The organism is Nostoc sp. JL23 (genome assembly GCF_017115065.1).
Classification (GTDB): Bacteria; Cyanobacteriota; Cyanobacteriia; order Cyanobacteriales; family Nostocaceae; genus Nostoc; species Nostoc punctiforme_A.
Map to the genome: position 1 here is coordinate 113,485 of NZ_JABXKN010000145.1, position 11,907 is coordinate 125,391.

Here is an 11,907-nt window from a genome sequence, read left to right on the forward strand (position 1 = left end):
TAAAAGTTTTCCTTGTTCAAATTACGGGCTTTGAGTTCGTCTCCCGATTCCCAGTTTACAAAGGGTTTGTAACGTTATTCAATAAATGTGATTTCATTAGACTTAGAAATTAAATTACTGGCATTAGAAAATCTCAGTGCTATTCTGGAACTCGATCAAGCCTGTTTTGGCGGACTTTGGACTCTGGACGGCTACAAACGAGAATTGGATAGTCCCAACAGCGATTTACTCGGTTTATTTTCTCCCTCCTCCAGCACAAGTTTGCTAGGAATGGGTTGCTTTTGGTCAATTTTAGACGAAGCTCACATTACAATTTTGGCGGTTCATCCTCAATATCACCGTCAAGGAATGGGTGCGGCTTTATTATATTCACTCATTAAGACAGCTTGCGATCGCAAAATGGAACGAGCTACCCTCGAAGTCCGAGCTTCCAACTTGGCGGCAATATCTTTATATCAAAAATTTGGCTTCAAAACAGCTGGGCGGCGGCGGCGTTACTACCAAGATAACGATGAGGATGCTTTAATCCTTTGGCTCCCAGATTTACAACACCGCAAATTTAAAGCAACTTTAGACCAATGGTATTCCATTGTCAGCGATCGCTTGGACAAATCCTCTTGGCACTTGCTTTTTAAGTAGTTGGGCATTATTAATTTTCATCTTTTGGGGCTTACGATCGGCTTCAGCAAAAAAATGCAACTTTATATCGCCTATTATTATTTAAATATTTTATCTATATAAATAGTTTAATAAGTAAATATTATATGAATTATATTTGCTTGCTCTAAAAAAAAATATATGTTAAATATAAATGTTTGGGATTGAGTCAAAAAACCCTTAATCTAAGCAGTCAGCTATTTGTAATAAATCCCAAAAACGCTGGTGAACTAAAGCTCCTCAGTACACTAGCCAGATAAAAGTAGCGAATAGTTAACAATAAGCCCATCAACCCAAGTCATAGCTTCAGGATGTCTATAATCTGTTATACAGGCATCCAAAAGCTTTGCCTGTGCTAAAATCAGCATACCGGCACGACCGCAGGTGATGGGAAAAATGCCATGTTTGAACGCTTCACAGAAAAAGCCATTAAGGTAATCATGCTGGCCCAAGAAGAGGCCCGCCGTTTAGGTCACAACTTTGTTGGAACCGAGCAGATCCTCCTGGGTCTGATTGGCGAAGGCACTGGTGTGGCTGCCAAGGTGCTGAAATCAATGGGCGTCAATCTCAAAGATGCCCGAATTGAAGTTGAAAAAATTATAGGACGGGGATCAGGCTTTGTTGCCGTGGAAATTCCGTTTACGCCACGGGCAAAGCGAGTTCTAGAACTCTCCTTGGAAGAAGCACGCCAACTGGGGCATAACTACATTGGTACCGAGCATCTGCTGTTGGGCCTAATCCGCGAAGGGGAAGGTGTCGCAGCCAGGGTGCTAGAAAACCTCGGTGTGGATCTATCTAAGGTAAGAACCCAAGTCATTCGGATGTTGGGAGAAACTGCCGAAGTTTCACCAGGCGGTTCATCCGGGCGCACAAAAACCCCGACTCTGGATGAATTTGGCTCAAACCTAACCCAGATGGCGATTGACAATAAGCTCGATCCAGTGGTGGGACGCGCCAAGGAAATTGAGCGGGTGATTCAGATATTGGGTCGCCGAACTAAAAATAACCCAGTGTTGATTGGGGAACCAGGGGTTGGTAAAACAGCGATCGCTGAAGGTTTAGCTTCACGCATTGCCACCAAAGATGTCCCTGACATCCTGGAAGATAAACGCGTCGTCACGTTGGATATTGGTTTGCTCGTAGCAGGAACCAAGTACCGGGGTGAATTTGAAGAACGCTTGAAAAAAATCATGGATGAAATCCGCTCTGCGGGTAATGTCATTCTCGTGATTGATGAGGTACACACCTTAATTGGTGCAGGTGCAGCCGAAGGTGCAATTGACGCAGCAAATATCCTCAAGCCAGCTTTGGCCAGAGGTGAGTTGCAGTGCATCGGAGCTACAACCCTAGACGAATACCGCAAGCACATCGAGCGAGATGCAGCACTAGAGCGGCGTTTCCAACCAGTGATGGTTGGCGAACCTACAGTTGATGAAACAATTGAAATTTTGTATGGTCTGCGCGAACGCTACGAGCAACACCATAAACTGAAAATCTCCGACGAAGCATTGGTAGCAGCGGCGAAGTTATCAGACCGTTATATTAGCGATCGCTACCTCCCAGATAAAGCCATCGACTTAGTTGATGAGGCTGGTTCTAGGGTGCGCTTGATTAACTCCCAACTGCCACCCGCAGCCAAAGAGTTAGACAAAGAACTGCGTCAGATATTAAAAGAAAAAGATGACGCGGTGCGCTCTCAAGACTTTGATAAAGCTGGAGAACTGCGCGATCGCGAAATGGAAATCAAAGCTGAAATCCGAGCGATCGCTCAAAGCAAGACCAATGCAACTGGCACAGAAGGTGAAGAACCTGTAGTTACAGAAGAAGACATTGCCCACATTGTCGCTTCTTGGACTGGGGTACCGGTGAACAAACTCACCGAATCTGAATCTGAAAAGCTGCTGCACATGGAAGACACCTTGCATCAGCGTTTAATCGGTCAAGACGAAGCTGTGAAGGCAGTTTCACGGGCAATTCGTCGCGCTCGTGTCGGTTTGAAGAATCCCAACCGACCCATAGCTAGCTTTGTCTTCTCTGGGCCTACTGGTGTAGGTAAAACCGAGTTGGCCAAGTCCTTAGCTGCTTACTTCTTCGGTTCTGAAGAAGCGATGATCCGCTTAGATATGTCCGAATACATGGAGCGTCACACCGTCAGCAAGCTGATTGGTTCCCCTCCAGGTTATGTTGGCTATAACGAAGGTGGTCAGCTGACCGAAGCCGTGCGGCGGCGTCCTTACACCGTGGTATTGTTCGACGAAATCGAAAAAGCCCACCCCGATGTCTTCAACATGCTGCTGCAAATTTTGGAAGACGGTCGGTTAACTGATGCCAAAGGTCGCACAGTAGACTTCAAGAACACCTTGCTGATTTTAACTTCCAATATTGGTTCTAAGGTAATTGAAAAAGGCGGTAGCGGTATCGGCTTTGAATTCTCCGAAGATGCCAGCGAGTCAACTTACAACCGGATTCGCTCTTTGGTGAACGAAGAACTCAAGCAGTACTTCCGTCCAGAGTTCCTCAACCGACTGGATGAAATTATCGTCTTCCGTCAGTTGAACAAGCCGGAAGTGACCCAAATCGCCGAAATTATGCTCAAGGAAGTATTTGGTCGTCTGACAGAAAAGGGTATCACCTTAGAAGTCACAGACCGCTTCAAGGATCGATTGATCACTGAAGGTTACAGTCCCAGCTACGGCGCAAGGCCATTACGTCGGGCAATTATGCGCCTGTTAGAAGATAGCCTAGCAGAAGAAATTCTGTCTGGTCGTATCAAAGATGGCGATACAGCCCTTGTTGATGTGGATGAAAATGGCATTGTCCAAGTTAGTTCTCAACAGCGTCGGGAATTGTTACCCCAAGGTGTTGAGTAAGATTTAGGGTTTGGGATTTAAATCTCAAATAGAAAATTAAAAAACGGTAGAGTATTAATTACTCTACCGTTTTTTTGTTTGAATATGTCTAATGCAGACGACGAATACCGTGTTATTACCCCACAAGATCCAATGAAGAATAACTGGGAATTTACGGAAGTATGGATAGATCCAAGTCATTTCCCTCCGTATGTTCTTTTATTGCTTTGCGACAGTGAAGATAACTGTCAGATTTACGATCCGGCACAGGGTTATAAAGTTGTATTTTCTACTAATAACTATGATGAAGCCAAGTTATATTTACTAGAAGATGAGTTTGAATCAGTTCAAGGTAGGGTGTTAGCTGCGGAATTATAGCGGTTCTCAGTTGAGTCCAATATGCCTGGTTATTGGGGAGTCCGAAACCGGAATTCAGGAGAACTTTATATTCTGACTATTTGCTCGACTTTTCGGTATCCGCATTGGTTACAAAGTCGCTGTTTCCTTCAGTGGTGAAATAGAGCGCGATTATCGGTATTTTTAGGCAGTATTTTTTAGGTAGTAAAGTCAGTAGCTACTCGTCAATTAGCCACCCACGCTCTATACCATGTTCAATTCCGCCAGCCCAGTCCATTTTTAGATGCTTCCGCACTTTATGGAATAGATGTTGAACTACAACTAGATTAATTGAATTTTTAATATATTTTTCTTCATACCTAAATTCTCGGTCAGTGTTTTTCTGCTGACGTAGTACGTAAATTTGGTCGATCTTGTACTTCCGAAGATTGACATCGCTGGTCAGCTTGATCCACTCCATAAGTATAAGATATAAACTATTTGGACTTCTTGCCTTTAAATCCTCTGCTGCTCTTGATGAACCTTCGAGCATAGGTTTGTCGAGATATGTCTTACATTCAATTGCAACAACTGGAATATCGAAAATGTGCGTTTCGGTGTTTCCTGTAACTGTAACTTCAGAGTAGTTTTCTGGTTCCTCTTTAAGAAGTGGCAGTACTTCCCCAGGATTTTCATCTTTCTCCGGTGGGGTTGCTGCTTCAAATGATACTTGAATAGTGGCTCCAATTACAAAGTCATGATCTTTCTTTTCAATACGTGCATACGGTCGCTTAAGCATCTCAGAGTATTTTGGCGGTACAAAGAAAATATCTTTGAATGTATGTGATTTGCCGATGAGAGCATTTTCTCCAAAGTCTCTGACTAAATCTTTAAACAGATAATAGAGAAATTCCTCTAGCACGCTAGAGTGAAGGTTCGATCGAGAATCAAACTTCTCAGCATAGTGCTGCTGGTCTAAAAAGTCCTTATATTTTGATAGAAGTTCTACCCTTCGTCGAATCTCTCTTCTCGATGTAATAACTTGTGAGATACAACAGTTTTCTTTCCTAGAAAACGATAAGTGTCAGGAAAAGATTGGATACGTGCCCCTTCACGGGCTGTCAAATTGCGATGCTGGAAAGGATGAAGAAAATTGGCGTAAAACGAAGCAGCTATTGTATGTGATGGTTTATATGGATTTAAACGTCGGTTATTCTGGTCATAACTTATCTCAGATAACTCACCATTTCCACTACGCCGTTTAGCCCCATGTTCTTTTGGTGCGTCTGAACTTGATTCACCCCATTTAATATGTTTGAAACGTTCTACAAGCCTCTGGGAATGATCCATTGCAACATGATTGTAAAGTGTTTGACTGCCATTCCTGATCCAGCATTGATACTTATTGAGAGGTTCTAAAATATAAAGCTGTTCCTCTTCACCCTCACGTGCATTCAGTGGTGGTAAATCTGATATGGCATCCCACAAGCTAAGGGCAGGAAGTAAACCCATACAGGTAAATATTGATAATTGAGAGCTATTTATATGTAATAAATCTAAAGAGTGTGTTTTTGGAGGAATACCTAATTCTTTACCTGTTTTATTTCCAACAATAAAAATACGCTCCCTAATTTGTGGCACACCATATTCAGCGGCATTTAATGACCATACTTCTACAAAATACCCTAAATTCTCGAAAGTTTCTTTAATGATATCTGTTACCTTTCTGCCTTCATTATTTTTGCGTGAAAGTAAACCTTTAACATTCTCCATTACAAAAGCTTGAGGTTCGAGAAAACATATCCACTGAGCAAAGTTAATGAATAAACTATTTCTAGGATCTTTAGGATCTTTTTGTGCTGGCCCGGCAATACTAAAGCCTTGACACGGAGGCCCACCAATAACAATATCCGGCTTGAAATGACAGATATCCTTAATGCTACTTGCAGTGTTTAAATCACGAATATCCTGTTGAATAACTGTCATATTAGGGCGGTTATGGCGCAGTGTATCACAAGCCCAGGCATCAATCTCAACGGATAAAGGAACAGAGAAACCTGCCATCTCGAAGCCTAGACCAAAGCCGCCAGCCCCAGCAAACAAATCAATAGTGATAGGTTGTGCTGTTACCATAGACTCTTAATGTGGTTACTCATCTGGTTTACCTTCTAAACATTCTAGGATGATACCCTTGTACCGCTTTGTCAACTTGCTACACAGTTCTTCTGATCAAGTTATCTTGGCTATAAGTAATTTTTAGTATTCTTCAATCAATCGACTGATTCTGAATCAGACCTGAAGTGCCTTTAAAATGGGAGAATATAAAGAATCATTAGGAGGAATCAATCGTCATGAGTGTGATAGTTGCTAAGTGGACGATTGACGAATATCACCGCATGATTGACGCTAAAATTTTGAGCGATCGCAAAGTAGAATTACTCAAAGGAGAAATTGTCGAAATCTTCGCAGAAGGAGAGCCTCACGCTTATAGTAGTGGTGAAGCTGGTGACTATCTAGCTGTTTTATAACCTTTCTCAAGATATTTTATGCAGAGACACGATTTTACCCGCATCTCTACAATGGGTTTTCATGAGTTTTATTCTGCGTTCACAAATTCCAAATATCCATTGCTAAGTTCTTTCACTGCCAAATCATAAAATTGCTTACCATGTTCTGGCGTTGCTAAAGCCGGATTTGATCCCATACGTCCATCTGGATAACGCACGCGAAAGTCAGCAGCGCTATAAATCCTATGTCCGCTTGCAACTTCTGGTGAAAGAGGTGCTTGCTTAATCGCATTTGGATAAACATACTGTGTGAGTGCAACTTCACTTGGCGTTGCATGAGAACCTTCTTGATCCCCATATAATTCTTTAGCTAGTTTATATACAGAACCGCACATAAACCAGTTTGCCACTTGACATTGCACCTGTTGAGCATTGGGAATCTGCAAATCTTCTAAATGAGCGTAGGTTTCTGAAAAAGCAGCTTTGAGGGTGGCGATATTACCGCCGTGTCCGTTAATAAAGTAGAACTTGCTAAAACCAGCTTTGGCTAAACAAGTTACATAATCTCGCACTACTTGAATTAAAGTGCTGGGACGCAGACTGATTGAGCCAGGAAAAGCAGTATGGTGCAATGCCATCCCCACATTGATTGTAGGGCCGACGATCGCTTGAGTTGCGTCACCCACACCGACTGCGATCGCTTCTGCACAAATAGCATCAGTACCAATTAACCCCGTTGGCCCATGTTGTTCTGTGGAACCAATAGGGAAAATAATCCCCTTTGATTGCTGTAAATAAGCTTCGACTTCTTGCCAAGTACTTAAATGCAGTAACATTGTTAATAACTTTCCTCAATAAAATTGCGGTGGGATCAAACCTTTTGCTGCTAAACAGCATCTTTTGTCACTAAACTCCCACTAACATGATTATGAACTCTCTGAATTTTCTGTGCTGGCGATCGCACAAGATCCCCGACTTCTTTTTGAGAAATTGGGGATCTTTGTCTACTGCAAAATTTGGAGATAATTAGACTAACTATTTCTATGAATATTGTTTAGCGGATGCAGCCGCAACGAGTTTCGACAGAGATGGATATAAGCAATTTACCGATTCTGCCACTTTATCTTAGGATACTTGCTGTGGAACTCTCCATAATATAAATCAAAATTGATTTATGAAATGTTACTTGTCTGGATAATCAACTAAATAAATGGGATCAATTTTGATTTTTCACTAATCAAAGTAATAATGCTTCTTTACATCCCTTGTAATTTCCCATGTGCAGGACATACCAGCAGGAAAAATCACTAAATCGCCTTTACCCATTTGCACTGGCTGTCTACTATCAGGAGTAATAACTACTTTACCTTCCAAAAAGTAGCAAGTTTCTTGAGAATCATAAGTCCAAGGGAATTTGGAAACTTCCTTTTTCCAAATTTCCCATTTAAAAATACCTAATTCATTGAGATATTCAAGTCTTAAGTTGATGCTCAATTTTAATGTTCATATTATGTTTTCTCTAGTTATATTCAGCAGTAAGATTGAATATCCTCTCCACACTGATCTACTAGATAACATAAAGCACGAAAACGCAAGTAGACAAGTTCGTTATAAAGCGGATTCAGCTTGCACATTGGCGGAATATGAGCTATTTTGCGACCAAAAAGCATGATATCGCGCTCGAATGGACACTGAGCAGGAATTAGTTTAGCAATAAATTTGGCTAATTTCCGATTCTGAATCTCAATTTTATCGAGCCATTGACGTAATGGTTGCAGTAAATCTAATTTAGGTTGAGTAAATTGCTTTTTACTACCTTTTTGATTCTTTTCTTCTAAAGGTTTAATAAAAGCAGGCAGAAAAATACGCTGATTATGTGTTTTAAGCATAGTTTTAGGCAAGGTCTTCCTTGTGTAGATGAACTATTTACCGATTGAAAATGTTAGCATGTAATATTTTTGGTCAATTTGCATTGTGCTTGTAGACTCAGAAGCAAAGTAAGCATAATGCAAACAATTTACATGCATCTTTGGGAAGGGAAATGGTTTAACTAATTGTTATTTAAGCCCACCAAATCATGAAGAACTGTCCCGTTAAATACAAAATAACAAAGAAAATATAAAAATGGCATTTCTTTAACTTATAGATTTCTAACCTTACAGATAGCAATCTTATATATAAACATAAATGCCTGGTTCTGAAACTGACTAGTATCTAGAGATGTAGTTTATGGCAGACAAAGACAGTTTTGTTCTTACCCTATATACATTTCGCTAGGATTAGCTCCTAATATCTTGCGATTTTAGAATATTGAATATCCATAAATTTGTCTGATATACTACATAAGCCAACCTAGATATTATCTAATAAGTAGCAAGAAATCGATTGATAAGTCAAAACTAATATAAGGGACTTACACAAGAGCAAGGGGCACTTGTGCTGAGTAATTCTACAGGTTTATATAATAAGCTTTGTCTGGCTGCTCACTGTGAGATTTTGCCATTAGCACAACTTCTTCTAGAAAAGTATTGGCTACTTATTCTCCCCAGTCCTCACTCCCCAATTATGAAAAGCTTATTATTTAAAATATCTTAATCTAGTATTAACCTGATATTTGCTGATATATTCTACATTCTGTTGCTCTAATTTTGTCAGCAATTTAGGTGGAAATGTCTTTGGTGAATACGTAGGACGATACCAAGGTTGGTTATTAAAGTAATTTTGCAATTCAGTATTATCAAAACGGCGGCCATGTATGGCAAAAATCGAATTTCGCATAATATCTAGTTCAAAACCGCTTTTACCATCTAAATCTGCATCAGTTACAAGTCTTTTAGAAAGCCAGAAATAATTGTTGAGAGTCGTGGTATCAACTGGCGGTATTGATGTAGTTGAAGAAGGTGTAGATTGAGTTGGAACAGATGGGGTGTTTGGTGTAAATGTGGGAGTTTCTATCACTGGGCTTGTAACATTTGACGGTGTTTCTGAAGGTAATACTGTTTTATCTACTGTAGGTTGAGAAGATTTTGGTAACACTTGACTAATAATCACAGATGCACCAATTAACCCACCTACAATCAAACTGCCCATGAGAATATTATTCTGACTATTACTACTTTGAGGGCTAGGCTGTGCTTTGACAGGCACTGTCTGAGGTGGCGGTGCAGAGACTACAGTTGGTTGAGTCAAGAGGGGTTGCGTCGGCGGAATTGGATTTGCTATGCTCTGCAAAGAATCCAGCATTGCTCTGGCTGTGGGATAGCGATCGCGTGGATGATAAGCGATTGCCCGATCAATTACTCTTGCCATAATTGGGCTAACATGACTCGCGTACTGTCGCCAGACAATTTCACCCGTCTGGGAATCTGTTTCTAGTTGTTGCGCCTGTTTACCAGTCAGTAAATAAATTACCGTCATTCCTAAACTGTATAAATCACTAGAATAAACAGGTCTACCTGCGGCTTGTTCACTCGGCATATAGCCAGGTGTACCAATCACAATCGAACTGGTAGGATTGCCTTGAGAATTTACGACTGTTCCCATTGACTCCCGCACAGCACCAAAATCAATCAGCACTGGTTTACCATCGCGATAACGCACAATGATGTTATCCGGTTTAATATCGCGGTGAACGATATGCTTAGAGTGAACGTAATCCAGAACGGGTAATAAATTCATGAATAATTCCTGGACAGTGGCTTCACTAAATAGCCCCTGCTTTTGGACTTTTTCAGTTAAAGTATCGCCTTCAACCCATTCTTGAACTAAGTAAAATTGTCCACCTGAAGAGAAGTATGCATATAATGCCGGAATTTGGTCATTTGCCCCACCAAGTTCTTCTAAAATAGCTGCTTCGCGTTGAAACCTCTCTTGCACTAACTGGTAAATTTGGGGATTGTTGTGAATCGGTCTTAGCTGTTTAACCACACAATGGCGCTTTGAAGGCATATAGGTGTCTTCAGCTAGATAGGTTTCACCAAACCCACCAGCACCCAGTGTGTGGATAACTTGATAGCGATCGTTCAGCAGCTGTATTGTCATGGGAAATTACAAGCAATATTCTTAAGATAGTTTTCCCAAAACTACCTTCATTTCAAATCTAGTAAACCTTCTTCTTTCAATTTAGGATTGAAGCGAATCTGCATTTGTAAACCCCGCACTTCTAACAATTGCGTTGAAATTTCTGCTTCTACTCTCCGTGCCACGTTTTTAAGAACTTTTATTTGTGCTAATTCATCATTAGCTGGATTTTCATATTTCGCCTGTTCTTCAGGTGTCATTACAACTTTGACATCAATGGGATGAGTCCATTTTTCTTTTTGATCCCCATTTCCCCAAGGCATACTGCCATTTTCAGCAATCCAAGCATTTTCAGTATTTTCTAAAACTGTGCGACTAGGGCGTTCAATAGTTTGAACTTTCACCCAATAGCATTGCTGTGGCTGACGAACTAAATGCTGCTTGAGGCTAAGATAAACATCACGGGAGTATCCTACAAATTGAAGTGCTTTTTCTTGGTCAAAGATAGCATATACACCGATTTTACCCTGAAATTGTTCGGGTAATTGGCCGCGATCGTCAATATAAAGAATGTATTCCAGAGTTGCCAAAGAAGAAAGATTCGTTTCAGGAGCCATACATCAAATATCAAAGTTGCTATTTGCCTTCAGAATTGAAAATTGCGAATTAGAAAAAAATTATCTTTAATAATTATTCATTACTCAATTTTTGGTAAATTGCACAAAGGCGGCTGGGTTTAAAAATCTTAGCACTGAACATGAAATTTGGTGGCACGTTGATGATGACATATTCATCAGATTCATGATACTTTTCAAATTCTGCTGGCATTCCTTTCGTGGTAGTTAAGCTGTAAGGAACAGGCTGGAAAAGCAATTCTGTAAATCTAAGTTGCTCACACCCCAACTGTTGACAAATTTGGTTCAAAAAAGCAACGCCTGTCAATAAATTGAATAGAATTTCTTGAGCTTGTGCTTCAAGAGTGAAACTTCCATCAAAGTTCTGAACGATTTTAAGGGGCATTTTCTGTATTAATAGCTAGTTATTAACGACTAAATGATGATAGAGGATAGGCAACAGAGTCATCCAAATATGCTGGGCAACAAAGCCTACCTTTTTGTGCAGATAAACCTGGTTAAAAATAACCACTTTATAGATCAGCCTATTGGATTATGGGACTTCTGTCAGCTACACGACGAAGTTAGCATCGTTAAGAATTATGAAGTTTAGCAGATTTATTAGTGATAGTTAATTTCTCCCTAATACTGTACTGATATAACAAGTCTAATTCTCTGAAAATAATGAAGTTTCACCTGTCAACAAGGATCATTTCGACGGTTTCTGGTAACGCAATTGCTATGTCTAAATTTATTTTTAGAAGGTAAAAGCCTTATCTAGTTGAGTCTTGGGAGAATACCTAAATTTTTCAATCAACCTGTATGTGGTAAATACTGCACAGTTAAAACTTGACGATTTTCATAATAAGCAAAAAGCCCCAGGCTGTGGAGCGTGGGGCTTTTTGTTTGTATAAATGAGACCTG

Annotated in this window: 10 protein-coding genes and 2 pseudogenes; 4 read left to right on the top strand and 8 right to left on the bottom strand. The window is 40.4% G+C overall.

What is annotated here, in order from left to right:
- The first annotated feature begins 87 nt into the window (after window positions 1-87).
- From rimI to HWQ42_RS31790, 3 genes are all read left to right on the top strand, one after another.
- Window positions 88-639 carry a ribosomal protein S18-alanine N-acetyltransferase gene (gene rimI / locus HWQ42_RS31780; protein ID WP_292819142.1) on the top strand — a complete coding sequence of 184 codons (552 nt, stop codon included), beginning with the start codon at window positions 88-90 and terminating at the stop codon, window positions 637-639.
- Window positions 640-1,058: 419 nt separating this feature from the next.
- Entirely contained in the window at window positions 1,059-3,527 is a 2,469-nt protein-coding gene (locus HWQ42_RS31785; RefSeq protein WP_292740456.1) for an ATP-dependent Clp protease ATP-binding subunit, read from the top strand.
- Window positions 3,528-3,611: 84 nt separating this feature from the next.
- Window positions 3,612-3,884, top strand: coding sequence for a hypothetical protein (locus HWQ42_RS31790; protein ID WP_292819146.1), 273 nt, complete (start codon window positions 3,612-3,614; stop codon window positions 3,882-3,884).
- A gap of 196 nt (window positions 3,885-4,080) precedes the next feature.
- Here HWQ42_RS31790 and HWQ42_RS31795 read toward each other — a convergent pair whose 3' ends face one another.
- Window positions 4,081-4,764 carry a Bpu10I family restriction endonuclease gene (locus HWQ42_RS31795; RefSeq protein WP_292819149.1) on the bottom strand — a complete coding sequence of 228 codons (684 nt, stop codon included), beginning with the start codon at window positions 4,762-4,764 and terminating at the stop codon, window positions 4,081-4,083.
- A gap of 83 nt (window positions 4,765-4,847) precedes the next feature.
- Entirely contained in the window at window positions 4,848-5,975 is a 1,128-nt protein-coding gene (locus HWQ42_RS31800; protein WP_292819152.1) for a DNA cytosine methyltransferase, read from the bottom strand.
- A 218-nt stretch (window positions 5,976-6,193) separates the two neighbouring features.
- On the opposite strand from HWQ42_RS31800, the pseudogene HWQ42_RS31805 reads away from it, so the two are divergent.
- Window positions 6,194-6,367, top strand: a pseudogene (locus tag HWQ42_RS31805) (Uma2 family endonuclease); the annotation flags it as partial.
- A gap of 71 nt (window positions 6,368-6,438) precedes the next feature.
- Here the strand turns inward: HWQ42_RS31805 and HWQ42_RS31810 are convergent.
- The 6 genes and pseudogenes from HWQ42_RS31810 to HWQ42_RS31835 form a co-directional block, all read right to left on the bottom strand.
- The gene (locus HWQ42_RS31810; protein ID WP_292819154.1) at window positions 6,439-7,185 is read right to left on the bottom strand and encodes a creatininase family protein; all 747 of its coding nucleotides are present in this window, start codon (window positions 7,183-7,185) and stop codon (window positions 6,439-6,441) included.
- Window positions 7,186-7,582: 397 nt separating this feature from the next.
- Window positions 7,583-7,856 (bottom strand): annotated as a pseudogene (locus HWQ42_RS31815) (cupin domain-containing protein).
- A 22-nt stretch (window positions 7,857-7,878) separates the two neighbouring features.
- Complete coding sequence (locus HWQ42_RS31820; protein WP_292819157.1) at window positions 7,879-8,238, bottom strand: Mo-dependent nitrogenase C-terminal domain-containing protein; 360 nt, start codon at window positions 8,236-8,238, stop codon at window positions 7,879-7,881.
- A 688-nt stretch (window positions 8,239-8,926) separates the two neighbouring features.
- Window positions 8,927-10,390 (bottom strand): YARHG domain-containing protein, encoded by a 1,464-nt coding sequence (locus HWQ42_RS31825; RefSeq protein WP_292819160.1) that lies wholly within the window; start codon window positions 10,388-10,390, stop codon window positions 8,927-8,929.
- Between the two features lie 47 nt (window positions 10,391-10,437).
- A complete protein-coding gene (locus HWQ42_RS31830) occupies window positions 10,438-10,986 on the bottom strand; it encodes a GIY-YIG nuclease family protein (RefSeq protein WP_292819163.1) in 549 nt (182 codons plus the stop codon).
- A gap of 73 nt (window positions 10,987-11,059) precedes the next feature.
- Window positions 11,060-11,389 carry a hypothetical protein gene (locus HWQ42_RS31835; protein ID WP_292819166.1) on the bottom strand — a complete coding sequence of 110 codons (330 nt, stop codon included), beginning with the start codon at window positions 11,387-11,389 and terminating at the stop codon, window positions 11,060-11,062.
- Window positions 11,390-11,907: the final 518 nt, after the last annotated feature.

Coding starts and splice junctions, on each gene's coding strand:
- HWQ42_RS31830 (WP_292819163.1), bottom strand. CDS start 10,986: ATGGCTCCTGAAACGAATCTTTCTTCTTTGGCAACTCTGGAATACATT.
- HWQ42_RS31820 (WP_292819157.1), bottom strand. CDS start 8,238: ATGCTTAAAACACATAATCAGCGTATTTTTCTGCCTGCTTTTATTAAA.
- HWQ42_RS31825 (WP_292819160.1), bottom strand. CDS start 10,390: ATGACAATACAGCTGCTGAACGATCGCTATCAAGTTATCCACACACTG.
- HWQ42_RS31800 (WP_292819152.1), bottom strand. CDS start 5,975: ATGGTAACAGCACAACCTATCACTATTGATTTGTTTGCTGGGGCTGGC.
- HWQ42_RS31810 (WP_292819154.1), bottom strand. CDS start 7,185: ATGTTACTGCATTTAAGTACTTGGCAAGAAGTCGAAGCTTATTTACAG.
- HWQ42_RS31785 (WP_292740456.1), top strand. CDS start 1,059: ATGTTTGAACGCTTCACAGAAAAAGCCATTAAGGTAATCATGCTGGCC.
- HWQ42_RS31835 (WP_292819166.1), bottom strand. CDS start 11,389: ATGCCCCTTAAAATCGTTCAGAACTTTGATGGAAGTTTCACTCTTGAA.
- HWQ42_RS31790 (WP_292819146.1), top strand. CDS start 3,612: ATGTCTAATGCAGACGACGAATACCGTGTTATTACCCCACAAGATCCA.